16 protein-coding genes are annotated in these 23,762 nt (G+C 72.5%); 10 read left to right on the top strand and 6 right to left on the bottom strand.

Annotation, left to right across the window (positions count from 1 at the left end; genetic code table 11):
* Nucleotides 1-46 precede the first annotated feature (46 nt).
* From CU044_RS35315 to CU044_RS35330, 3 genes are all read left to right on the top strand, one after another.
* Nucleotides 47-1,576 carry a hypothetical protein gene (locus tag CU044_RS35315; protein ID WP_129772808.1) on the top strand — a complete coding sequence of 510 codons (1,530 nt, stop codon included), beginning with the start codon at nucleotides 47-49 and terminating at the stop codon, nucleotides 1,574-1,576.
* Nucleotides 1,577-2,351: 775 nt separating this feature from the next.
* Nucleotides 2,352-3,281, top strand: coding sequence for a hypothetical protein (locus CU044_RS35325; protein WP_129772810.1), 930 nt, complete (start codon nucleotides 2,352-2,354; stop codon nucleotides 3,279-3,281).
* A gap of 31 nt (nucleotides 3,282-3,312) precedes the next feature.
* Nucleotides 3,313-8,013: a hypothetical protein gene (locus CU044_RS35330; protein ID WP_129772811.1), complete on the top strand. Its 4,701-nt coding sequence runs from the start codon at nucleotides 3,313-3,315 to the stop codon at nucleotides 8,011-8,013.
* Here CU044_RS35330 and CU044_RS35335 read toward each other — a convergent pair.
* On the bottom strand, nucleotides 7,982-8,437 hold the full coding sequence (locus tag CU044_RS35335) for a hypothetical protein (protein ID WP_240046027.1): 456 nt from the start codon (nucleotides 8,435-8,437) through the stop codon (nucleotides 7,982-7,984). The genes CU044_RS35330 and CU044_RS35335 overlap by 32 nt on opposite strands.
* 511 nt (nucleotides 8,438-8,948) lie before the next feature.
* Between CU044_RS35335 and CU044_RS35340 the strand changes: the two genes are divergently transcribed.
* Genes CU044_RS35340 through CU044_RS35355 form a run of 4 tightly spaced genes read left to right on the top strand, consistent with a single transcriptional unit; the run spans nucleotide 8,949 to nucleotide 13,230 of the window.
* Nucleotides 8,949-11,798 (top strand): nitrate- and nitrite sensing domain-containing protein, encoded by a 2,850-nt coding sequence (locus tag CU044_RS35340; RefSeq protein ID WP_129772812.1) that lies wholly within the window; start codon nucleotides 8,949-8,951, stop codon nucleotides 11,796-11,798.
* The gene (locus CU044_RS35345; RefSeq protein ID WP_129772813.1) at nucleotides 11,795-12,235 is read left to right on the top strand and encodes a roadblock/LC7 domain-containing protein; all 441 of its coding nucleotides are present in this window, start codon (nucleotides 11,795-11,797) and stop codon (nucleotides 12,233-12,235) included. Before CU044_RS35340 ends, CU044_RS35345 begins: the two co-directional genes overlap by 4 nt.
* Nucleotides 12,236-12,245: 10 nt before the next feature.
* Nucleotides 12,246-12,641: a DUF742 domain-containing protein gene (locus CU044_RS35350; RefSeq protein ID WP_129772814.1), complete on the top strand. Its 396-nt coding sequence runs from the start codon at nucleotides 12,246-12,248 to the stop codon at nucleotides 12,639-12,641.
* The gene (locus CU044_RS35355) at nucleotides 12,622-13,230 is read left to right on the top strand and encodes an ATP/GTP-binding protein (RefSeq protein ID WP_129772815.1); all 609 of its coding nucleotides are present in this window, start codon (nucleotides 12,622-12,624) and stop codon (nucleotides 13,228-13,230) included. The genes CU044_RS35350 and CU044_RS35355 overlap by 20 nt, the downstream gene beginning before the upstream one ends.
* 50 nt (nucleotides 13,231-13,280) lie before the next feature.
* Here the strand turns inward: CU044_RS35355 and CU044_RS35360 are convergent, their stop codons facing one another.
* Together CU044_RS35360 and CU044_RS35365 are read right to left on the bottom strand one after the other, a co-directional pair.
* Nucleotides 13,281-13,676, bottom strand: coding sequence for a DUF962 domain-containing protein (locus CU044_RS35360; RefSeq protein ID WP_129772816.1), 396 nt, complete (start codon nucleotides 13,674-13,676; stop codon nucleotides 13,281-13,283).
* 125 nt (nucleotides 13,677-13,801) lie between these two features.
* On the bottom strand, nucleotides 13,802-14,608 hold the full coding sequence (locus CU044_RS35365; RefSeq protein WP_129772817.1) for a M15 family metallopeptidase: 807 nt from the start codon (nucleotides 14,606-14,608) through the stop codon (nucleotides 13,802-13,804).
* A 61-nt stretch (nucleotides 14,609-14,669) separates the two neighbouring features.
* On the opposite strand from CU044_RS35365, the gene CU044_RS35370 reads away from it, so the two are divergent.
* Nucleotides 14,670-15,221 (top strand): NUDIX domain-containing protein, encoded by a 552-nt coding sequence (locus CU044_RS35370; RefSeq protein WP_240046015.1) that lies wholly within the window; start codon nucleotides 14,670-14,672, stop codon nucleotides 15,219-15,221.
* Nucleotides 15,222-15,380: 159 nt separating this feature from the next.
* Here the strand turns inward: CU044_RS35370 and CU044_RS35375 are convergent, their stop codons facing one another.
* Nucleotides 15,381-17,738, bottom strand: coding sequence for a TIM-barrel domain-containing protein (locus tag CU044_RS35375; RefSeq protein ID WP_129772819.1), 2,358 nt, complete (start codon nucleotides 17,736-17,738; stop codon nucleotides 15,381-15,383).
* A 248-nt stretch (nucleotides 17,739-17,986) separates the two neighbouring features.
* Between CU044_RS35375 and CU044_RS35380 the strand changes: the two genes are divergently transcribed.
* Both CU044_RS35380 and CU044_RS35385 read left to right on the top strand, forming a co-directional pair.
* Nucleotides 17,987-19,978 (top strand): acetoacetate--CoA ligase, encoded by a 1,992-nt coding sequence (locus CU044_RS35380; RefSeq protein ID WP_129772820.1) that lies wholly within the window; start codon nucleotides 17,987-17,989, stop codon nucleotides 19,976-19,978.
* 63 nt (nucleotides 19,979-20,041) lie between these two features.
* The gene (locus tag CU044_RS35385; protein ID WP_129772821.1) at nucleotides 20,042-21,001 is read left to right on the top strand and encodes a hypothetical protein; all 960 of its coding nucleotides are present in this window, start codon (nucleotides 20,042-20,044) and stop codon (nucleotides 20,999-21,001) included.
* Nucleotides 21,002-21,091: 90 nt separating this feature from the next.
* Here the strand turns inward: CU044_RS35385 and ptsP are convergent, their stop codons facing one another.
* On the bottom strand, nucleotides 21,092-22,762 hold the full coding sequence (gene ptsP / locus CU044_RS35390) for a phosphoenolpyruvate--protein phosphotransferase (protein ID WP_129772822.1): 1,671 nt from the start codon (nucleotides 22,760-22,762) through the stop codon (nucleotides 21,092-21,094).
* 90 nt (nucleotides 22,763-22,852) lie between these two features.
* Nucleotides 22,853-23,302, bottom strand: a complete 450-nt coding sequence (locus CU044_RS35395) for a PTS glucose transporter subunit IIA (protein WP_129772823.1) — start codon at nucleotides 23,300-23,302, stop codon at nucleotides 22,853-22,855.
* Between the last annotated feature and the right edge of the window lie 460 nt (nucleotides 23,303-23,762).

The following is a 23,762-nucleotide window of genomic DNA, read 5'->3' on the forward strand; positions in this document are numbered from 1 at the left end:
CGCACCGTTTCGCCCGTTGTCGGTGCGAGGACATAATCTGTGCAGCGTGACTTCGCCTGCCCCGACGGACTTCGTTCCGCCCCAGCTCAGCGCGGGGCCGCGGCCCGCGCAGGGCCCGGCCGCCGACGAAGGGCTCGCGCGGCGGCTGCGCGCGCTCGCCTGCACCGCGCCCCTGCACGACCTGGACACCCGCAAGGCCAATCTCGCGGGTGAGTACTCCGTCTACGCGATGGCCGAGGTCGCGCTCTCGGCCATCGATCTGGTCACGCTGAACATGGACTTCGACACCGGCGCCGACCACGAACAGATCGTGTCCAGACTGCTGCCACGCGTCGCCGCGCAGGCACCCCGCCGCCCGGTCGCGGAACATGAACGCGTCGCCCGCTGGGTGCTGGAGAACCTCATCAACGTCGGCAGCGTGGACCGCGGATTCCGCGCGGTGTACGGCACGTTCGGCACCGACGGCGTCTACACCCGCAGGGACTACGACTTCAAACTCATCGAAGAGGTCCCGGGGCACGGCGGCAGCGTCTTCCTCCGGACCACCGACGAAGCGGTCAACGTCCTGGTCGGCGCGCTCGACACGGACGTCACCAGCGCGCAGATCGCCGCCGAGGTCAAGCTCGAGGTGCTGATCAACCGCGGCAGACTGGCCGACGCGCAACTCGCCGCGGAACAGGCCAGATACCGCACCGTGCAGTACGCGGAGACGCTCCGCAGGACGCTGGAGGCGACCCGCCGCAACGTACGCGCGGTCGACTGGCTCAACGCCGTACCGGACCTGATCGACGAAGCCCTCGACCACGTCGCCGACCGGTACCGCCACGAGAACGCGATCCTGACCAACATCCGCAAGGCCCGCGACGAGGCCGAGACCGGCGCGGACCCCAAGACGGCCGAGCACAAGCGGCGCGCGGCGGAGCTGGTCGACATCGTCAAGGACTGCATCCGCCGGCACACCCAGCTCCAGTCCCGGCTGCTGGAGGCGGGCCCGCTCTTCCGCGCGGAACAGGACCGGCAGGCCTTCGCCAGGCCCACCGCCCACACGGGCCTCGACCTGTACGGACAGCTGCTCGCCCCGCTGCTGCCGCTCCCCGTCGAGCGCGCGGCACGCGTCACGGACGCGTTCTTCGCCCGCGGCACCGGCCCGCGCACACCCGTCTCGGTACGCGTCGGCGACCTGATCGACCTACTGCTGACCCCACCGGCCGAGCGGGAACACCTGGGCGCGGAGATGCCGGAACCGGACCTGATCGCGACCCCGGACGACAGCCGCTTCACCGAAGAACAGCTGGCGAGCGCGAAGGAACTGCTCGACCTGGAACACGACGCCCCGCGCCGCCTCTCGGGCCTGCTGGCGGAGGCGCGCCGCCGCGATCGCGAACTGCCGTATCTGGTGGCGCTCCTGGCCATCCACGCGGCGAGCCCGCCGGTGGGGACGGCGTACCGGCAGGGGGAGGAGAGCGTGCTGTTCGCGGTGGACGACGGCACGCAGCTGGACGACGAGGAGTTCGGCGGGGCGGACTTGATCGTCGGCACGATGCGCTTGGGCGCGGTGCGGGTCGAGGGTGCGTGAGTTGTGGCTGGGGCCGGTTTTCGTCTGCGGGTGCGTTGTGGTGCCGGGTGCCGGGGCCTCCGGAGGTGCGTGTCCGGACTGCGCTGCGGTCGATATGCGACTCCGTCGCGTGGTCACCGCGCTTCGCGCGAGCTGCGACGCTTTACGTCCGGACACGCACCTCCTCCGACCCCGACCCCCTTCCGCCGCAGACCACGCGGCCGTGCGCGAGGGTGGGCGGGGGAGGCGGCGGCACCCTCCCGTACCCGGCGCGTGCAGGGAGCGACTGGCGGACCGCAGCAGCCCACTCACCCTCCGCCGAGACGGCGATTGGCCGGGGCCACCAGGCCGCACGCGCCCCCACACCCCAGCTGCGTGGCGGGTGGCCGGGGCCACCGGGCCGCAGCCGACCCCAAGCCCCCCAGCCGGGCGGGCAGTGGGGGGCGACCACCGGGGGAGGGGGTCGGGGGCGTAGGAGGTGCGTGTTCGGACACTGAAGCGTGATGTGTGGCGCGCGGACGCCCGAACCATCGTCGGGGCGGAGTCGCGCCGTACGGGGGTCCGGGGGTGTCCCCCGGGAAAACACAGCATGCCGTCCGGACATGTGCCTCCGGAGGCCCCGGCCCCCGGCACCAGCCGTACGAAACCGCAACCCAAACCCCGCACACCGCAACCCGCACCGCACCGCACACCGCACCGCACCGCACCGCACACCGCACCGCACCGCACCGCACACCGCACCGCACCGCACACCGCACCGCACCGCACCGCACCGCACCGCACAAGGAGACCCCCCGTGAGCGACCACCACGCCGAGCACCCCGCCGCGTGGACCGACCCCGGCGACGCCGACGCGACGGTCGAGACCGCGACCGCACCCGCGACAACCGCCGGCTCCGCCGGCCGCGTAACGCCCGCAGACGCCGCCGACGCCGCCCGCCTCGTCTCCTTCGGGCTCCAGCCCAAGCTGCTCCCCGCCCGCGACGCCGAGTACACCGAGCTGCTCCGCCGCTACCGCGAAGACCCACCCTTCGCCCGCGTCGCCGACGCCATCGCCACCGGCTTCGGTCTCGTCGTCCTGGAGGTCTCCCCCCGCGCCGGCATGGCCGTGACCGCGGGCGAGGACTCGGTCTTCGCGGTCCGGATGGGCGACTACGCCCGCCGCGCCGCCACCGACTCCGCCGACCGCTTCCTGCACGGCCTCGCCCATCTCGCCGTCGCGGCCATGGCGTTCCCCCGCCCCGCCGACCTCGCCGACGACGGATACATCGGCCGGATCACGGTCAACGGCGTCGACGCGTTCGTACGGCAGGCGTGCCGACGGCTGGAGGAGCGCGCCGAGGAGGCGGGGGAGAACACCGACCCGTCGACCGGCGAACCGGGGCTGGAAGCCGCGTGGCGGATCTACGCACGGCGCAGTGCCACGGGCGCCACCAAGGACGCCCGCAGGCTGGCCGGTTCCACGACCGGCATCGTCGGCAAGGCCGTCGCGTTCCTCACCGACTCCGGTTTCCTCCAGCGCACCGGCGACGACGCCGGCGGCGCGTACCGCACCACCGCCCGCTACCAGCTCCAGGTCCGCGACATGGCGGGCCACGCGGCCATGGCCGAGCTGCTGGAGCTGGGCGTCGTCCCCGTCACCGACGGCTCCGCCACCCTGCTGCCACCGCCCGAGGGTGACGATCTGGAGCTGGCCGCCGACGCCGGCCTGCCGTTCCACGCCTGAACCCGCCCCCACCACGACGAGAGTCCCCGCCATGTACGAGCTGTCCCGGGTCCGCCTCTACTCCATCGGCCCCGCCGGTGCGCGCTACGCCGACACCGTGCTCGATCTGCGCGGAGTGGGCGCTCCCGTGCCCCACCCCGCCCCCGCCCAGGCGGAGTTCTTCGAGGACGAGCCGGTCGGCCCGCCGCGCCGGCCCGCCCCCGCGGGCGTGCTCTTCCTGGAGAACGGCGGCGGCAAGTCCGTGCTGCTGAAGCTGATCTTCTCGGTGATGCTGCCGGGACACCGCAACACGCTCGGCGGCGCCAGCTCCGGCGTGCTGCGGAAGTTCCTCCTCGCGGACGACTGCGGACATGTCGCGCTGGAGTGGCAGCACACGCTCACCGGCGAACTCGTGGTGGTCGGCAAGGCCAGTGAGTGGCGCGGCCGTCAGGTGTCCAGCGATCCGCGGAAGTTCGCCGAGGGCTGGTACTCCTTCCGGCCGGGCCCCGGGCTCAGCCTCGACTCGCTGCCCGTCGCCGAGTCCACCGCCGTCCGGCCGCCCGTGGAGGGTGCCTCGGGTGCCCGGGGGAGGCGGCGCACGATGAAGGGCTTCCGGGATTCCCTGACCGAGGCGGGCAAGTTCTATCCGCATCTCGATGTCCACTGGGAGGAGATCCACGACCGCTGGAACGAGCATCTCGGCGATCTGGGCCTGGATCCCGAACTCTTCCGCTACCAGCGGGAGATGAACGCCGACGAGGGCGAGGCGGCGGGCCTCTTCGCGGTCAAGAAGGACTCCGACTTCACCGATCTGCTGCTGCGGGCCGTCACCGACACCCGGGACACGGACGGACTCGCGGATCTCGTCGGGGGGTTCGGCAACAAGCTCGGCCGTCGTGCCGAGCTCACCGCCGAGCGCGACTTCACGGCCGGCTCGGTCGATCTGCTCGGCCGGATCGTCGAGGCCGCCGACACCCGCGCCCGCGCCCGTGACATCCACGCGGGCGCCGAGCGCCGGGCCCGTACGCTCGTACGGCGGCTCACGGCCCGCGCGGCGGGGGAGCGGGAGCGGGCCGCCGGCCTCGCCCAGCAGGTGACCGCTGCCGCCCATACGGTGACCTCGGCCGAGCGGGAGCGCGGCCGAAGTGCGCTGATCGCCGCCGAACTGGCCTACCGGCACGCCTCGCTGGCCCTCACCGTCGCCGAGAAGCGCGCCGCCGCCCAGCGTCGCGAGCTGACCGACGCCCGTACGCTCCACTCCGCCTGGCAGGCCGCGGAGGCCGTGCTGCGCCACCGCGCCGCCGCGGACCGCTCCGCGCGCGTGGCCGTCGCGATCCGGGAGGCCGAGCGCGACGCCGCGCCCGCGCTGGCCGCGCGGGCCACCGCGGCGGCCGATCTCGTACGCGCGCTGCACGCCGCCGCCGAGGACGGCGAGCGCCTGGCGAACGAGGAGGAGGAGCGTTCCGCCACGCTCCAGGAGACGGGCGAGGCCGCCCACCGCGACGCGACGTCCGCGGCCACCGAGGCACAGCGGGCCCGCAGTGAGGCCGGGCATCTGCGCCAGCGCCTCGCGGAGGTCGGGCAGGAGACGGCCGAGGCGGTACGCGCGGGCTGGCTCGACGACACGGCGCCCGACGCGGATCCGGCCCGCGCCGCGCTGGCCGCGAGCGACGCGGAGAAGTCCGCGGTCGCCGGCTGGGACACCGCGCGCGAGGCCGCGCGCACGGCCGCCGACCTGGCCAGGGAGGCGGCCTCCGCGGAGTCCCGTGCCGAACTGGCCGCCGCCCGCGCCGCCGACGCCGCTCAGGCCGCGGAGCACGCGTACGACGCGGAGCGCCGCGCGGCGGAGTCGATCGCCCAGGACGAGCGCCTGGCCGAACTGCTCAGCCTGCCCGCGACGGCCGCCGCCCTGGCGGCGGTCCCCGCGCCACGGGACGGCACGGGCGACCGGGACACGGATCCCCCGGCCCGGTCCACCTCCCGGCGCCCCGCCGACGGGCCGCTGAGCCCCGAGGACCTCGACCGGTACGCCGACGAACTGCGCGAACTGCTCGACCAGGGCGTCGCATCCGCCGAGCGGCAGCTCTTCGACCTGCGCACCGCCGCGGCCGACGACTCCCGTATCCTCGGCGCGCTCGGGGACGGGGGGCTGCTGCCGCCGGGGCCCGATGTCCTCGCCACCGTCGAGTACCTCGGTGAGCACGGCATTCCGGCTCTCCCCGGCTGGCGCTATCTGGCCCAGGCCGTGGACCCGGGCGACCACGCCGCGGTGCTGGCCGCCAGACCGGAGCTGGTCGACGGCGTCGTGATCACCGACCCGGCCTCGCACGCCCGCGCCCGCGAGGCCCTCGCGGGCGCCGCCCTGCTGCCGCGCTCGGCCGTCGCCGTGGGCACCGCCGCCGCGCTGCTGGGCCCCGTGCCGGGCCCCGGTTCCGAAGGCCCGGCCGACAGCGGGGTGTTCCTCGTACCGCCGAACCCGGCCATGCACGACGAACACGCCGCCGACGAGGAGCGCCAGGCGCTGCGCAGCCGCGCGGCGGACCGCGACGAGGAGATCCGGGTGCTCGCGGCCCGGCTCACCGGCGACCGTTCGCTCGCCGCCCGGCTCGGCTCCTGGCGGGCCGACTGTCCGCCCGGCATGCTCCTGGAGCTGGCGACCGCCGCGGGGGCCGCCGGGGAATCGGCCGAGACGGCCGCCGCGGCCCTCGCCGAGGCCCGTACCGCACGTGCCGAGGCGGACGAGGCCGCCGCGGACACCGCGCGGGTACGCGACGAACGGCAGGAGGCCGCCCAGCGCGCCCGCCGCGCCGCCGACGCTCTGGCCGGTCTCGCGTTCCGGCTCCGGGAGCGGTCGGGATGGCAGGCGAAGCTCCGTGAACTGGCCGACGACGCCGCCGAGTCCGAGGCGCGCGCGACCGCGTGCCTGGAGCGGGCGCGCGCCGCCGACGAGGACCGCAGGGCCGCCCAGCGCGCCGCCGACGACGCCCGCCGCACCGCCCGTGCCCTGCGCGCCGAACGCGCCGAGATCGCCGGCGCCCCGGAGAGCATCCCCGAGCCGGACGCGGACGCCCCGCGCGCCGCGTTGCCCGCCCTGCGCGAGGCCTATCGCGCCGCCTCCCAGCTCTACGAGAAGGTGGGCGTCGGCGCCGATCTGCGGGCCGAGCAGGCGCGCGCGGAGAGCGACGAGAGCGCGGCACTCGCCGAGCTGGACCGGCTCACCAACAAGGTCCGCACCCGCGCCGCCCAGCTCCTCGAATCCACGGACGGCGCCGACGGCCCCTCCCGGCAGGCCGCCGCCGCCCGCGCCGAGTCCCTCGTCCAGATGCTGGAGTCGCGCGCCTCCACCGCGAGCGAGCAACTGGGCCGGTTCCGCGGCGAGGCCGAACGGCTCGCCCCCGAGGACGGCGACGCGCACACCGAACTGCCCGCGGAGCTGGTCCCGGCCGACGCCGAGCAGGCCCAGACCCTGCTGCGTACCGCCACCACCGAACTGGCCGCACGGACCGACGCGCTGGAGACCGCGCGGGCCGCGCACGGCGAGCTGCTGTACGCGCACCGCGCCGCCGAGGACGGCGCGGGCGGCTTCGACGAGACGGCCGCCCTCCTGCGCGATCTGCTGCGTGGCGCGGCGGCCGACGACCACGACCCGAAGCGCGGTGACGAGGAGGCGTCCCAGGCGCCCGAGCCGTACCCCGGCACGCTGGAGGAGGCGCGGCACTCCACGGCCGAGGCCCGCCGTTCACTGCGCGCCTGCGCGGCCGACCTCTCCGCGGCGGAAGCCGGCGTACGGGAAGCCTGCGACGTGCTCGTCCGGCATGCCAACGCCACCCGGTACGAGCAGGTCCGCACCCCGGCCCGTCAGCAGATCCGCGAACTGCCCGCGTCCGCGCTGCCCGAGCACGCCGCCGCGTGGGCCCAGGCGTTCGCGCCCCGGCTGCGCGTACTGACGGACGAGCTGGCGCAGTTGGAGCGCAACCGCGACTCCATCGTGGACCGGCTGCGCGGGCTGGTGGAATCCGCGCTGACGACGCTCCGTTCGGCTCAGCGGCTCTCCCGGCTGCCCGAGGGCCTGGGAGAGTGGTCCGGCCAGGAGTTCCTGCGGATCCGCTTCGAGGAGCCGGACCGTGCGACGTTCACCGAGCGGCTCGGCGAGGTCGTCGACGAGGCGACCCGCGCCGCCCTCAAGAAGAACTCCGATCTGCGCAGGGACGGAATGTCCCTGCTCCTGCGCGGAGTTCAGGCGGCGCTCCAGCCCAGGGGCGTCGCCGTCGAGATCCTCAAGCCCGACGCCGTGCTGCGCGCCGAGCGGGTCCCGGTCGGACAGATGGGCGATGTCTTCTCCGGCGGCCAGCTGCTCACCGCCGCGATCGCCCTCTACTGCACGATGGCGGCACTGCGCAGCAACGACCGGGGCCGTGACAAGCACCGGCACGCGGGCACGCTCTTCCTCGACAACCCGATCGGCCGCGCCAACGCCACCTATCTGCTGGAGCTCCAGCGCGCGGTCTCCGATGCCCTGGGCGTGCAGCTCCTCTACACCACGGGCCTCTTCGACACGACCGCGCTCGCGGAATTCCCGCTGGTCATCCGGTTGCGCAATGACGCGGATCTGCGCGCCGGGCTGAAGTACATCAGCGTGGAGGAGCATCTGCGCCCCGGCCTGCCGCAGCAGGACCCGGACGGCGAGACGGTGCACGGGGAGATCACCGCGACGCGGATGTTCAAACGGACGCCGGAGCCCGTCGCGGAGTAGCGGCGCCGGTCCCGGCCTCCTGCCCGCCGGCCTCGTGGGCGCCGGCCTCCGGAGCACTGGTTTCCGGAGCGCCGGCCCCTCCTCGGGTCCGGGCCCCGCGTCGTATCCGGGCCCCTCCCCGGTCCGCACTCCGCGCGGCGGACCGCGCCGCGCGCCTGGCCCTGCGCCGCTCCCGGCGCAACTGGCGCGCGGTGCTGCTCGGTACGGACACCACGCCGCCCCGCTGGTTCCACATCTGGCGCGTCACCCATACGTCCAGCACGCCCCAGGTCGCCACCACCGTGGAGGCCACACTGCTCAGCACCATCGGGAACGCCAGCCAGGAACCGGCGAGCGTACTGAGAAACGCGATCGTGGCCTGAATCAGTGTGATCGCGGCGATGATCACCGCGCGTACAGCGGCCGTTCTGACCTCGTCCGGCATGCGATACCGCTTCGCGGGCTCCTCGACCCAGAGCCCACGGGACACTTCCCTGAACCCCTCCGCCGACTCCGCACCGCGCCGCCCGTCCGTCTCCATGGACCGTCACTCCCCACCCATGTCCGTCTCAAGGGTGACTGCCCGGCTCGCTCCGCTTCACGCCGGCCATGGAACCGAGTGTGTACGCGAAACCGCCCGCAGTGCTCCCAACTAACCCCTGATCCCCGCACACAAGGACGAATGGGAGTGCCGAAAGATTCCCGGAACGATGGGCGAACAGTAAGTTTCAGCCATCTGTTCCGGCCGGATATCTACCGTCCCGTCTGCTCTTAGCCATGCGCGTCAAGGAAGCCAACTCGCCGAATACCAGGACAACTCATGATCAAGGTGCCAAGGGGCGGCCGAAAAACATCCGGATGTGTCTTCGAGTTGCCGGTGCGACAGTAGTAGGCTCGCGCCGTTTGTTGACGGAGAATCTCCCGCAGCCGGGCGGGAGATCGAGCTGGGGGAGGCCATGCGCTTTCGCGGGAAATCCATCCGCCGGAAGATCGTGGCGCTGCTGCTCGTGCCGCTCGTCGCGCTGACCGTCCTCTGGGGACTGGCCACCACGCTCGCAGGCAGCCAGGCCAAGCAGCTCATCGATGTCAGACATGTCATCAAAACCGTCGGCAACCCCGTCGAGGAGTCGGTCGGTGTCCTCCAGAGCGAACGACGGCAGACGCTCATCTTCCTGGCCGACCCCACGGCCTCGGACTCGCTGACCGAACTCCGGGCCCGCCGCGGCGACACCGACCGGACCCTCGCCACGGTCAGAAAAGCCGAATCAGCGGTACGCGACCAGCTGGACGACATCTCGGCCGAGCGGCTCGACCGGCTCGTCGGCTCCCTCGAAGGCCTCGGGCTGATGCGCCGCTCCGTGGACGAGAGCACGGTCACCCGGGAGAAGGCGCTCGCCTTCTACAACGGACTCGTCGACCCCAGTCACAACTTCCTGGCCTCCCTGTACGGACACGAGGACGTCGACGGCGACAACTGGGGCCGGGCGCTGATCGGATTCGACCGCGCACGGGAGATGCTCTCCCGCGAGGACGCGCTCGTCGCCTCCGCGCTGATCGCGCGCAGAATGACCCCCGAGGACGTCCGCGCCACCTCCGACCTCGTCGCCAACCGCACGCTGCTCTACGAGACCAACCTGGCCGACCTGCCGCTCTCGGACCGCGCGACGCTCGAACAGTACTGGCGCACCCCCGCCACCCTCGCGCTGCGCGAGGCGGAGAACCGTCTCATCTCGGCGGGCGCCACCGGGAGTCCGAAGACGGTCGACGCCGTGGGCTGGCAGCAGATGACCGCCTCGGTCCTGGAGGACCTGACCCGCGAGAGCGACGCGGCCACCGAGCTGTACCGGGGCCACATCGAGCCCGTACGCACCGACATCTTCGTACGGGTCGGCTTCGCCGCCGCGCTCGGCCTCGTCGCCCTCCTCGTCTCCATCATCGTGTCCGTACGCGTGGGCCGTGATCTGATCCGCGACCTCTCCCGGCTCCGCAAGGAGGCCCATGAGGTCTCCGGCGTACGCCTGCCCAGCGTCATGCGCCGGCTCGCGGCGGGCGAACCGGTCGACGTGGAGACCGAGGCGCCGCGGCTCGACTACGAGCGGGACGAGGTCGGCCAGGTGGGACAGGCCCTCAACACGCTCCAGCGCGCCGCCGTCGAGGCCGCCGTGAAACAGGCCGACCTCCGGCGCGGCGTCTCCGAGGTGTTCGTCAACCTCGCCCGCCGCAACCAGGTCCTGCTCCACCGTCAGCTCACGCTCCTGGACACCATGGAGCGCCGTACGGAGGACACCGAGGAGCTGGCCGACCTCTTCCGGCTCGACCACCTCACCACCCGTATGCGACGGCACGCCGAGGGTCTGGTGATCCTCTCCGGAGCCGCTCCCTCCCGGCAGTGGCGCAAGCCCGTCCAGCTCATGGACGTGGTGCGCGCGGCGGTCGCCGAGGTGGAGGACTACGAGCGCATCGAGGTCCGCAGGCTGCCGCGCATCGGCGTCGGCGGCCCCGCGGTCGCCGACCTCACCCACCTCATCGCCGAACTCCTGGAGAACGCCACGGTGTTCTCGCCCCCGCACACCGCGGTGCAGGTGCACGGCGAGCGGGTCGCCAACGGATTCACCCTGGAGATCCACGACCGAGGTCTCGGGATGGCGCCCGAGGTGCTCCTCGACGCGAACCTGCGGCTCGCGGAGACCCCCGAGTTCGAGCTGTCCGACACCGACCGCCTCGGGCTGTTCGTGGTCAGCCGGCTCGCCCAGCGGCAGAACGTACGCGTCTCGCTCCAGCCCTCGCCGTACGGCGGGACCACCGCGATCGTGTTCCTGCCGGTCGCGCTGCTCACCGACGCGCCCGAGACCGAGGGCACCGGCTTCCGGCTCGACCGCAAGACCGCCACGGAGCGCGGCCGCCATCGCGCCGACGGCGGTGGCGGTGGCCGGCGCACCGCGCTCGCGAAAGTCCCCGCCGGACTCGGCGGCGACCCGTCCGTGCTCGACGGCCCGGTCGAACTCGAACCTCCGGTCCGCGCTCTCGACAGGGAGAGCGGGCCGCTGCTCGGCGGAGGTGACGGCATCACAGATATCGAGGACACGGAGAGCGAACGCGGCGGACTGTTCCGCGCGCGGGAACATCTCCGCGACTCCAGCATCGAGGTCCCGTACACCGGCGACGACGGACGCGACCCGTACGGCGGCCGGGACACCGGCGACGCCCGTGACGGACTGCTGGGCCGCGACGACTCGCGCGGCGTACGGGACGACGCCCGGGACTTCCGCGACCGGCGCGACGGCCGGCCCGTCCCGCCGCCGCGCGACCGGCGCGGACAGCCACAGCGCCCCGTGGACGCCACCGCGTCCGAGCCCCCGGCCGGACTGCCCCGCCGCAAGCCCCCGATCCTGGTCGTGGACCGCGGCCGGCGGGTGGACGAGCCGGGCCGCGCCCTGCCCGAGGCGGCGCCGGATCCGGCGGCCGGCGGCACGGGCCGCACCTGGTCCGGCGTACCGGCGCAGCCCTCACGCTCCTCGGCACCGGGCGGGCAGCCGTCCGACGGAGCCCCGCCCATGATCGACGGACTGCCCCGCCGGATCCGGCAGGCCAGTCTGGCCCCCCAGCTGAGGGACACCGCTCAGGACCCCGGCACCGGCTCCACGCCCGCCACGGGCCAGGAAGCGGAGCGGGACGCGGACGAAGTGCGCAGCCGTATGGCTTCGCTCCAGCGGGGCTGGCAGCGTGGTCGTCAGCAGAACGATGCCGAGGACCCCACCGGCCCCGGCGAGATACAAGGAACCACATCGGAGGGGGACGGTCGATGACCGCACCGAACGCCGCAGCACGCTCCATAGACCCCAATGTCGTCGGAGAGCTCAACTGGCTCCTCGACGAGCTCGTGGACCGGGTCGCCAGCATCCGTAAAGCGGTGGTGCTCTCCGGTGACGGGCTCGCCACCGGCACGTCCAAGGACCTCACGCGTGAGGACGGCGAGCACCTCGCGGCCGTCGCCTCCGGATTCCACAGCCTCGCCAAGGGCGTGGGACGGCACTTCGAGGCGGGCAAGGTCCGCCAGACCGTCGTGGAGCTGGACGACGCGTTCCTCTTCGTCACCGCGGCGGGCGACGGCAGCTGTCTGGCCGTCCTGTCCGACGCGGACTCCGACGTCGGACAGGTCGCCTACGAGATGACGCTCATGGTCAAGCGGGTCGGCGTCCACCTGGGTACCGCCCCACGTACCGGCCTGCCCGCCGGAGGGTGAGCGGGCTGCGATGAGCGAAGGCGATCAGGATCAGCAGCACTGGTTCGACGGCGAAGCCGGACCGGTAGTACGTCCGTACGCGATGACGCGTGGCCGCACCAGCAGCGCGACGCGCCACCGGCTCGACCTGATCGCGCTCGTCGTCTGCGAACCCGCGGCCGGTGACCCCGGCCGGGACCAGACGCTCTCCCCCGAGCACGTGGAGATCGTCGAACGCTGCTTCACCAGCCCCCAGTCGATCGCCGAGCTGGCCGCGGGCCTCGACCTCCCCGTCGGGGTGGTCAGGGTCCTCGTCGGCGATCTGGTGGAGGACGAAATCGTGCACGTAACCCGTCCTGTTCCGCCGGCCGAACTGCCGGACGTGAACATTCTCCGCGAGGTGATCAATGGTCTTCGGGCGCTCTAGCCGCAGGCAGCGTCCGGCCGATCCGGTGACGCTGAAGATCCTGGTCGCCGGGGGCTTCGGGGTGGGCAAGACCACTCTCGTGGGCGCGGTCAGCGAGATCAGACCGCTCCGTACCGAAGAGGTGCTGAGCGAGGCCGGCCGGCCCGTCGACGACGTCGACGGGGTCGAGGGCAAGACGACCACCACGGTCGCCATGGACTTCGGCCGGATCACGCTCCGCGAGGACCTGGTGCTGTACGTCTTCGGCACCCCGGGCCAGGACCGCTTCTGGTTCCTCTGGGACGAACTGGCCCAGGGCGCCCTCGGCGCGGTCGTGCTGGCCGACACACGCCGTCTCGCGGACTCCTTCGCCGCCGTCGACTACTTCGAACGGCGCGGGATCCCGTTCACCGTCGCCGTCAACTGCTTCGAGGGCGCGGACCGCTTCCCGAGCGAGACCGTACGGTCGGCACTCGACCTCGACCCCGAGGTCCCCCTGGTGATGTGTGACGCGCGCGAACGCGAGTCCGTCAAGGAAGTGCTGGTGGCGGTCGTCGAGCACGCGATGACGTTGGCGGCGCGGCAGCGCGAGCACGCCGCCACGACCTGACCTGTACGGACCGCCCCGCCGTGCGCTGCGCCGCCCCTGATCCCAGCGGGTCAGGGACGGTTCGCGGCGAGCCACTTGGCGGCGGTCTCCGCCAGCTCACTGTCGCGACCCGCGAGCATCATCCGGATCATCTGCGCGTCACCGCGCAGCGACCAGGCCGGATGGCCGAACGTGGCGGGATTGTTCTTCTCGATGAGGAAGTGGGCGGGCCAGGCCGTCCCGTACCCGATCAGCGGCAGGGCCGCCACGTACCGCTTCCGTCCGCGCGCCAGCCCGTAGGCGCTGATCGCGAGGCCGGTGAGCGTGCCGGTGAGATGGAGCCAGCGCGTCGCCGCCTTGGAGTGCATGGCGACGTAGTAGGGCCAGAACTCCTCGTACGAGTCGAACGTCCGCGGCCCGGCCGGCTGCCGCTCGCTCGTCCGCCGCTCATCTGTTCTTTGCGCCATACGGGCACCGTAATTGCTTTTCGGTGAACCGGGAACGGGTTCCGCGCGTCCCACCGGAAGACGGCCGGCCGGAGTCCACGGGGGTGGCCCCGGCCGGCCGTCGTGCTTCCGTCCCGCTGCCGCTCTCAGCTCCCCAGGACCGAACGCCACGCCACCGGGAAGTCGAAGTAGCTGTCCGGGAAGGTCTCCGGCTTGTGCGTGAAGTGCCACCACTCCTCGGGCAGATTGGTGAACCCGACACCGGCCAGCGTCGACTTCAGGAGCTGCCGGTTCGCGCGCTGCCCGCCCTGGACGCGTGGATCGTCGGTGTGCGCGAGCGTGTCGAAACAGTCGAAGCCCGTGCCCATGTCGACGGAGTTGTCGGGGAACCGCTCGGCCTTCGGCCCGTAGCAGGGCGCGAGCTTCTCACCCGGCCGGTACGGCCGCGTCGGCAGGGCAGGCAGCCTGACGAGCGTCAGATCGACGGTGCTGCCCCGGCTGTGCCCGGACTTCTCCGCGATGTAACCGTCCGCGAACAGCCGCGACTTGTCGACGCGCGGATAGAACTCCGGCTTCATGCGCTCGTCCTGGAGATCCTCGGCCCACCGTACGAAGTGGTCGACGGCCCGCTGCGGCCGGTAACAGTCGTACACCTTCAGCGAGTACCCCTGCCGCAGCAGCTTCCGCTGTGCGGTGCGCAGCGCCTCGGCGGTGGGGCGGGTGACGAGACAGACGGGCTGCCGGTAGCCGTCGACGGGCTCGCCCACGAAGTTGTGCGGGGTGAGGTAGCGCATCTCCTGGATGATCGTCGGCGCGACCGCGCGCAGGGCCACGAACTCCTTCGGCGCCACCGGTTCCGGCGTGGCCCGCGCGGTCGGTGCGGTGGCGGCGACGGTCAGCAGCGCGGCGGCGGAGGCGGCCAGCGCGCGCAGTGCGGATATCAGACGTGTCATGAGCACCTTCGTCTATCAGCTCCGGGGACCCCGGGGAAGAGGGATCGGATACAGTCCGCGCGTGTCCGAGTCCCAGAAGAAGCCCGCGGCGGCGCATTCGCACTGCGGCAGCTGCGGAACGCCGTACCCGCCAGGAGCCGGCTGGCCCCGTACGTGCGTGGCCTGCGGTGCCACCGCCTACCTCAACCCGCTGCCCGTCGCCGTCGCGCTGGTACCGGTGACCGACGACGAGGGCACCGCGCTGGTCGTCATCACCCGCACCATCGAGCCCGCGTACGGCGGTCTCGCCCTCCCCGGCGGTTTCATCGAGCGCACCGAGGACTGGCGGCACGCCGTCGTGAGGGAGCTGCGGGAGGAGACCGGCATCGAGGCACCGGCGCACGACGTACGGCTCGCCGACGCGCTCAGCTCCCCTGACGGTCATCTGCTGCTCTTCGGGCTGCTCCCGGAGCGCCCGGCGGCCCTGCTGCCGCCCTCGGTCCCGACCGAGGAGACCGCGGGCAGGCAACTGCTGCGCGGCCCCGCCGAGCTGGCGTTCCCGCTGCACACGGAGGCCGTACGGGCCTGGTTCGCGGGCCGCTACGGGACGGAGGGCACGAGGGGACGTCCCTGAGCGCGGAGCGCCACGACGGACTCACACCCCCGCGCCGGACTCACCCCGCCCGGGGGCCGGTCACGAAGACTCAACGCCCCGGGCCGGTCACTCCGGCCCGGCGCCCCAGCGCGCCAACGCCCAACGCCCAACGCCCCTGCGCCCCGTACCGGTTCCTGCTCAGCGACCCCGCACCCGGACCGGCCACTCCGCCTCCACCGCGCCCTCGTCCGTCACCCGCTCCACCCGGACCTCGCCGTTCACCAGCCGCGAGGTGTAGCGCTCCACCTCCGCCTCCGGCGACGTGTCGCCCGGGTCCCGTACCACCAGGCCGCCCCCCGAGCGCCCCGCGGCCGGAGCCCACACCTCCAGTTCGGGCCGGCCGTCCTCGCCGCGTATCGGAATCACCGCACCCGCCCGCGCCAGCACCGGGATACGTGACGGGGGCGCGTCCAGCAGCACCTGGCCGGGGCCCTCGTACGCCTTCTCCGTGGCCGTGTCGTACCACCGGCCGCGCGGCAGCCGCACCGCCCGCCGGTCCGTACCGCGCTCCAGCACGGGCGCCACCAGCAGCGCGTCGCCGAGCAGGAACTCGTCCTCGCAGTCGCGCAGCGCCCGGTCCTCCGGCGCGCCCCACCACACCGGACGCACATACGGCGCCCCGGTCAGCCGGGCCAGTTGGGCCAGCGTCACGAAGTACGGCCGCAGCCGCTCCCGCCCGCTGAGCGCGGCCCGTGCGTGTTCCAGCACCTCGGGACCGAACTCCCACGGCTCCCTGCGCCCCGCGTCGATCGCCGCGTGCGTACGGAACAGCGGCAGATACGCCCCCAGCTGGAACCAGCGCAGATACAGCTCGGGCGTCGGATTCCCGTCGAAACCACCCACGTCGGGGCCCGAGTACGGCACACCGCACAGCCCGAGACCCAGCACCAGCGAGAGCGACGCCCGCAGCCCCGGCCAGCCGGTCGACACATCGCCGGACCAGGTGCCGCCGTACCGCTGCATCCCGGCCCAGCCGGAGCGCGAGAAGAGGAAGGGCCGCTCGGCCGGCCGCAGTCGCCGCAGCCCCTCGTAGCCGGCCCGCGCCATGGTGAGCCCGTACACATTGTGGGCCTCGCGGTGGTCACCGCCCCTGCCCTCCAGCTGATGCCTGGCCGAGCGCGGCAGGGTCGTGTCCCCGAACGGCGCGAAGGACACCGGCTCGTTCATGTCGTGCCACACCCCGGCGAACCCCTGCGCCAGCCGCTCCTCGTAGAGCCCGCCCCACCATGCGCGCACCGCCGGATCCGTGAAGTCCGGATACACGCACTCGCCGGGCCAGACGACACCGAGCACCTCACGCCCCCGCCCGTCCCGTACGAACGCGCCGGCCGGACCGACCGCGCGCCCGCTCTCGTACACCGCGTTCCCCCGCTCCGCCTTCACCGCCGGATCGACGATCGAGACCAGCCGGATCCCGTCCGCGCGCAACTCCTCGGCGAGCCCCGGCAGATCGGGGAAGCGCTCACGGTCCACGGTGAAGACCTGATGCGCGTCGTAGTGATCGATGTCGAGATGGAGCGCGGACAGCGGCAGCCCCCGCTCCCGGTACCCCGCGACGATCCGCCGCACCTCCCGCGCGCTGCCGAACCCCCAGCGCGCGTGCTGCGGACCCAGCGCCCAGGACGGCGGCGGTACGGGCGCTCCGCTCAGCGCCGTCCAGCTGTGCAGCACCCGCGCGGGCGTACCGGTCACCACCCAGCAGCGCAGCGGCCCGCCGTCCATCCGCAGCTCGCTCGTGCCCGGCCGGTCGTGCCCCGAGCCCGCGCCCTCCTCGCCCTCCCGGAGCGTGACCCGGCCGTCCCAGGAGTTGTCGTGGAACGCCAGATGCGTCCCGGCGTCCGCCACCACCAGCTGCACGGGCATCGTCACGTACAGCGGATCGTCGCCTGGGCCGAAACCACCGCCCGGATCGGTGTTCCACAGCCGGTACGTACCGTCCCGCAGCCGGGGCCCGGAACCGCGCCCGCCCAGGCCGAAGAAGCGCGCGTCGGCGGGGACCTCGGTGCGCTGCACCCAGCGCGCGGGTCCGCCCGCGACCGGCTCCCACCAGCGCGGCGGCAGCTCCCGGCGCAGCACGACGCCCCCCGGCGTACGGACCTCCACCCCGCCGTTGCGCGAGATCGCGACCGTCACCCGCTCCGACACCACCCGCCAGCCGCCGTCCTTGTCGGGTTCGAGCCCGGCCCGCGGATCGGGCTCCGGCGGAACGTCGGCGAGCGCGTACGAGGGCAGCGGCTCCGCACCGTCCCATCCCCAGAAGACGGCGCCGCCCACCATGACGCACACATGCAGCTCCGCGCGCGCGAAACGTACGGTGCCACCGCCGGGCAGCGGCTCGGCGCCCGTGACCGGCCCCGGCACCCGGGCCCGCTCGGGGCCGCGCGGCGCCAGCTCTCTGGCGTCCGTCCGCCGTTGGCGCCAGGCGGACCGCACCGCGCGCAGCCCCTGCACCGAACCGACCACTTTCATCGAACGCACCAGTTCACGACCGTCCATGCTGCTCAGCCTGCCATTCGTCCGGAGCGTCGGACGCTCCGTTCAACTCCCGTTCACCTGTGGTCGGGGCACATATCTGCCTGGCCGACCATGGAGAAGCCACCCTGGTGCGAAAGACGATCACGTGGCATCGTCCGTCTCAGTCGCGTACACGCGCACACCCCGCACGTGCGCGCGGCCGGCGCACACCCGCGTCGAGTGCACCAGCGTCGATCATCTCAGCGCCGAGTCAGCCCGGGAGCCGCCCCATGACCGCAGCAGCAAGCCCCGCCCCTCTCTGGCAGCCGGGCCCCGACCGAATCGCCGCCGCCCGGATCACCCGCTTCCAGGACTGGGCCGCCGAACGCTACGGAGCTCCGGCCGAGGGCGGCTACGCGGCGCTGCACCGCTGGTCCGTCGATGAGCTCGACACCTTCTGGGCCGCCGTCGCCGACTGGTTCGACGTACGGTTCACCACCCCCTACGAACAAGTCCTGGGCGACCGCACCATGCCCGGCGCCCAGTGGTTCCCCGGCGCCACCCTGAACTACGCGGAACACGCACTGCGTACCGCTGAGGATCCGGCGCGCGCCCATGACCCGGCGCTCCTCCATGTTGACGAGACATATGACGTGACCCCGGTCAGCTGGACCGAGCTGCGCCGGCAGGTGGTAGCACTCGCCGCCGAGCTGCGCGCCCTCGGCGTACGCCCCGGAGACCGCGTCAGCGGCTATCTCCCCAACGTCCCGCAGGCCGTCACCGCACTGCTCGCCACCGCGGCCGTCGGCGGAGTCTGGACCTCCTGCGCCCCCGACTTCGGCGCCCGCGGTGTGCTGGACCGCTTCCAGCAGGTCGAACCCGTCGTCCTGTTCGCCGTCGACGGCTACCGCTACGGCGGCAAGGAGCACGACCGCAGGGAGACCGTCGCCGAGCTGCGGCGCGAACTGCCCACCCTGCGGGCCGTGGTGCATGTCCCGCTCCTCGGCACCCCGGCTCCCGAAGGCGCCCTGGAATGGGCGGACCTCACCGCGGGCACCGCCGCGGCCGAAACCACCCGGCCCGTCTTCGAACCGGTCCCCTTCGACCACCCCCTGTGGGTCCTCTACTCCTCCGGCACCACCGGCCTGCCCAAGGCGATCGTCCAGTCCCAGGGCGGCATCCTCCTGGAGCACTTCAAACAGCTCGGCCTGCACTGCGACCTCGGTCCCGAGGACCGGTTCTTCTGGTACACCTCCACCGGCTGGATGATGTGGAACTTCCTCGTCTCCGGCCTGCTCACCGGCACCACGATCGTGCTGTACGACGGAAGTCCCGGCTTCCCCGCCGTGGACGCCCAGTGGGGCATCGCCGAACGGACCGGCGCCACCTTCTTCGGCACCTCGGCCGCCTACGTCATGGCATGCCGCAAGGCCGAGGCGCACCCGGGCCGCGACCACGACCTCTCCCGCGTGAAGTGCGTCGCCACCACCGGTTCACCCCTGCCGCCCGACGGATTCCGCTGGCTCCACGACGAGGTGGCCGACGACCTGTGGATCGCCTCCGTCAGCGGCGGCACCGACGTGTGCAGCTGCTTCGCGGGCGCCGTACCCACCCTCCCCGTCCATATCGGCGAACTCCAGGCTGCCTGTCTGGGGACGGACCTCCAGGCCTGGGACCCGCACGGCGAACCCGTCATCGGGGAGGTCGGCGAACTGGTCGTCACCAACCCCATGCCGTCCATGCCGATCCGCTTCTGGAACGACCCCGACGGCAGCCGCTACCGCGACAGCTACTTCGAGCTGTTCCCCGGCGTCTGGCGCCACGGAGACTGGATCACCCTCACCGACCGGGGCTCGGTCGTCATCCACGGCCGCTCCGACTCCACCCTGAACCGGCAGGGCGTCCGCATGGGCTCCGCCGACATCTACGAAGCCGTCGAACGGCTCCCCGAGATCCGCGAATCCCTCGTCATCGGCCTGGAGGAACCGGACGGCGGCTACTGGATGCCGCTCTTCGTCCATCTCGCCCCGGGCGCCGTCCTCGACGACAGACTCCGCGACCGCGTCAAGGCGACCATCCGCGAACAGCTCTCGCCGCGCCATGTGCCGGACGAGATCATCGAAGTCCCCGGAATTCCGCACACCCTGACCGGCAAGCGCATCGAAGTCCCGGTCAAGCGTCTCCTCCAGGGCGCGGCGCTGGACAAGGCGGTCAACGCGGGGTCCGTGGACAACCTCGAACTCCTCCGCTTCTACGAGAACCTCGCCCGCGAGCGCCGCTGACCGCGTTGTCAGACCCCCTGGTTACTCTGAGTGAGCAATGATCGACCGTGCTCAGGGGGAGCCATGGCGCACACCGACCACAGCGCACAGAAAACCAGGACGTCGCGGCGCAGCCTGCGCCGCGAAGTCCCCAGCACCGTCGGCCTGCTGGCCGACGAGCGGGACTTCACCGCGATGCGGCGCTACCGCACCTTCACCTTCAACGACCACACCGCCTATCTACGGCAGATCGAGGGACTGCTGAAATCCCTGGCATCCCAGGGTGTCCACACCACCGTCGCCCTCTTCGACCCGGAGGAGTACGCCGAGTACTGCGCGGAGTCCGGCCTCGACCCCGACACCGCGGAGAGCCGCGGCCGCTTCACGGCGCGTATCCCCGGAAGCGGCGCCGCCATCGCCTATACCGGCCAGCCCATCGACAGCCTCGTCCCACAACTCATCAGCACCGCCGTCCGCAGGGCCACCTGGGAGTACGCGACCACGCTCCTCGCCGATGTCGGAGAGTGCGCCGACTGCGGACAGGACATCGGGCGCGCGGCCTTCGACCGCGCCTCCCATCTGCTGCTCCGGCTGCTCGAAGGAGCCGGCTCCGGCACACACCACCTGGTCTGCAGCGTCCCCGCCGCCGACGAGCAACTCCTCGCCGTCCTGCGCACCGAGGGCCCCGGCAACGGACAGGAAGGCTCTTCCGGCCCCGGCGGGCCCGCCGGACCCGGTGGCCGTGGTGGCACGCCCGCACGCTTCGACGCGTCACAGGCCACCGAATTCGTGAGTGTGCTGGCCGTCGGTATCGCGTGGGAGAGCGCCGGGGGAGTGGTGCTCCGTACGACACGGGCCGACGACCCCGACCGGCTGCACGGCTGGCGCCTCCAGCGCGGCAGCCTCGTTCCGCTCACCGTCGGCGAGGTCTTCAGCGCCTACTGCACCGATGCGGACACGGGAGAGCCGGTCTCTCCCGAATCCGGTGTGGAGTACTGCGCCGGATTCGACCTCGGCCCGGACGACACCGGGACCCACCACTGAACGGAGCCGACGACAGACGACAGAGGGGCTTCCCGCCCTGTGCGACGGGAAGCCCCTCCAGAACCCGGACCGGAATCCGGCCCTCTCAGCTCACTCGCCGGACAGCACCGCCTGCGCGGCCTTCCGCGCACCCTCGGCGGTGTCCGCGGCACGCGCGGCGGCGGCGGCACGCTCACACTGCGCCAGCGTGTGCTTCGCCAGCGCCGACCGCACATACGGAATCGACGCAGCGCCCATGGACAGCGACGTCACACCCAGCCCGGTCAGCACACAAGCGAGCAGCGGATCGGCTGCGGCCTCACCACACACGCCACAGCTCTTTCCCTCGGCCTTGGCGCCCTCGGCCGACAGCGCCACCAGGTCCAGCAGCGCCGGCTGCCACGGGTCCTGGAGCCGCGACACCGCACCCACCTGCCGGTCGGCGGCGAAGGTGTACTGCGCCAGGTCATTGGTCCCCAGCGAAAGGAACTCGACCTCCTGGAGAATCGACCGCGCCCGCAGAGCGGCCGACGGAATCTCCACCATGGCCCCGAACTTCGCGTGCAGCCCCGCCTCACGACAGGCGTCCGCGAACGCCTTGGCGTCCGTGCGGTCGGCCACCATCGGCGCCATGACCTCCAGATACACCGGAAGACCCTCGGCCGCCTTCGACAGCGCGGTCAGCTGCGTCCGCAGCACATCCGGGTGGTCCAGCAGACTCCGCAGACCACGCACACCCAGCGCCGGATTCGGCTCGTCGGCGGGCGTCAGGAAGTCGAGCGGCTTGTCCGCGCCGGCGTCCAGCACCCGCACGACCACCCGGCCCTCGGGAAACGCCTCGAGCACCGCGCGATACGCGGCGATCTGCTTCTCCTCCGATGGCGCCTGCTTGCTGTCGTCCAGGAACAGGAACTCCGTACGGAACAGCCCCACGCCCTCCGCGCCCGCCTCGACGGCCGCGGGGACGTCCGCGGGACCGCCGACATTCGCGAGCAGCGGCACCTTGTGACCGTCCGACGTCGCCCCCGGCCCGGTGGAGGCGGACAGCGCCGCCTTCCGCGCGGCGGCGGCCGCCTCCAACTCGGCACGCTTCTCGGCACTCGGCTGGACGAAGATCTCACCGGTGCTGCCGTCCACCGCGATCACGGTGCCCTCGGCCAGTTCACCGGCGCCCGGCAGCGCGACAACGGCCGGCACCCCGAGCGCGCGCGCCAGAATCGCGCTGTGACTCGTCGGCCCGCCCTCCTCGGTCACAAAGCCGAGCACCAGCGTGGGGTCGAGCAGCGCCGTATCGGCGGGCGCGAGATCACGCGCGATCAGTACGTACGGCTCGTCACTGTCCGGCACACCCGGCATCGGAACGCCCAGCAGCCGGGCGACGATGCGATTCCGCACATCGTCCAGATCCGCGACCCGCCCGGCCAGATACTCCCCGGCACCGGCGAGCAGCGCGCGATACGAGGCGAACGCGTCGTACACCCCGCGCTCGGCCGTGCTCCCGACGGCGATCCGCCGCTCCACATCGGCCATCAGCTCCGGGTCCTGCGCCATCAGCGCCTGCGCCTCGAGCACCGCCTGCGCCTCGCCGCCGGCCAGATTGCCGCGGGCGATCAGATCGGCCGACACCGCCTCGACGGCCTGGTGAGCACGCCCCTGTTCGCGCTCCGCCTCCTCCGCCGGGATCGACTTGGCCGGGGGCTCCAGCATCGCGGTCCCCATATGCCTGACCTCGCCGATCGCCACTCCGTGGCTGACCCCGACGCCTCGCAGCGTTGTCTCCATTTCACCCGTCTCCGGTTATGCGGCGACCCGGTCGCCGCGAGGGATGTACGACGAGCGCACCGCGCCCGTCCCTGACATACGTCGACGGCGTCACTGCCAGCCGAAAAGTGTCTCGCCGGTCTTCACATCGCCGTCCTCACGGAGATCGGAGAGGGAGTCGGCGGCGGCCTCAAGTGCCACGACGGGGCAGATGGGCGACTTGCCGGCCTCTTCGACGGCGGCGGGGTTCCAGCGCACCACGGCCTGTCCGCGCGTGACGGTGTCCCCCTTGTTGACCAGCAACTCGAAACCCTCGCCATTGAGTTGCACGGTGTCGATACCGAGATGCGTCAGCACTCCGTGCCCCTCCGCGTCGACCACGACGAAGGCGTGCGGATGGAGGGAGACCACCACGCCGTCCACCGGGGACACCGCCTCACCGGGCTCCCGCACGGGATCGATGGCCGTGCCGGGCCCCACCATCGCCCCGGCGAACACCGGGTCGGGTACAGCGGGCAAACCAATGGCGCGTCCGGCGAGCGGGGCCGTCACGATGGTCATGGGGGAGCCTCCAGAGGCGGAGAAGTACGGGGCTGTCGTCACCGTCCGTGAGGGGGCGACGTGCTGTTCAGAAGGGTAAGTCATAGGAAGTGACGGTTCCGCGTGAGTGCGGCGGGTTGACGGACCATGAGGGCACCGAAACCGATTTGCCTGCGCCGACCGACCGCATGTACTGTCGTACTCCTGCCTGACCCCAACGCGACTTTGAGTCGGGGGTCGGCGGCACCTATCAAGTCTCGATCCCCTCCTGATCTTCGCTTCGGCATGCCCGCGAAACGGTGGTCAGGAAGAGCGAAAAGGCCTGATAGAGTTTGAAACACGAAATGCCGAAGGGAAAAGCCCGGAGGGACCGGAAACGGGACCAAAGGAAGCGTCCGTTCCTTGAGAACTCAACAGCGTGCCAAAAGTCAACGCCAGATATGTTGATACCCCGACCTGCCAGATGATCTGGTGGGTTGAG

The sequence above is a fragment of the Streptomyces sp. L-9-10 genome (assembly GCF_004151105.1).
Classification (GTDB): Bacteria; Actinomycetota; Actinomycetes; order Streptomycetales; family Streptomycetaceae; genus Streptomyces.

Coding starts and splice junctions, on each gene's coding strand:
- CU044_RS35330 (WP_129772811.1), top strand. CDS start 3,313: ATGTACGAGCTGTCCCGGGTCCGCCTCTACTCCATCGGCCCCGCCGGT.
- CU044_RS35335 (WP_240046027.1), bottom strand. CDS start 8,437: ATGCCGGACGAGGTCAGAACGGCCGCTGTACGCGCGGTGATCATCGCC.
- CU044_RS35340 (WP_129772812.1), top strand. CDS start 8,949: ATGCGCTTTCGCGGGAAATCCATCCGCCGGAAGATCGTGGCGCTGCTG.
- CU044_RS35345 (WP_129772813.1), top strand. CDS start 11,795: ATGACCGCACCGAACGCCGCAGCACGCTCCATAGACCCCAATGTCGTC.
- CU044_RS35350 (WP_129772814.1), top strand. CDS start 12,246: ATGAGCGAAGGCGATCAGGATCAGCAGCACTGGTTCGACGGCGAAGCC.
- CU044_RS35355 (WP_129772815.1), top strand. CDS start 12,622: ATGGTCTTCGGGCGCTCTAGCCGCAGGCAGCGTCCGGCCGATCCGGTG.
- CU044_RS35360 (WP_129772816.1), bottom strand. CDS start 13,676: ATGGCGCAAAGAACAGATGAGCGGCGGACGAGCGAGCGGCAGCCGGCC.
- CU044_RS35365 (WP_129772817.1), bottom strand. CDS start 14,608: ATGACACGTCTGATATCCGCACTGCGCGCGCTGGCCGCCTCCGCCGCC.
- CU044_RS35375 (WP_129772819.1), bottom strand. CDS start 17,738: ATGGACGGTCGTGAACTGGTGCGTTCGATGAAAGTGGTCGGTTCGGTG.
- CU044_RS35380 (WP_129772820.1), top strand. CDS start 17,987: ATGACCGCAGCAGCAAGCCCCGCCCCTCTCTGGCAGCCGGGCCCCGAC.
- CU044_RS35385 (WP_129772821.1), top strand. CDS start 20,042: ATGGCGCACACCGACCACAGCGCACAGAAAACCAGGACGTCGCGGCGC.
- ptsP (WP_129772822.1), bottom strand. CDS start 22,762: ATGGAGACAACGCTGCGAGGCGTCGGGGTCAGCCACGGAGTGGCGATC.
- CU044_RS35395 (WP_129772823.1), bottom strand. CDS start 23,302: ATGACCATCGTGACGGCCCCGCTCGCCGGACGCGCCATTGGTTTGCCC.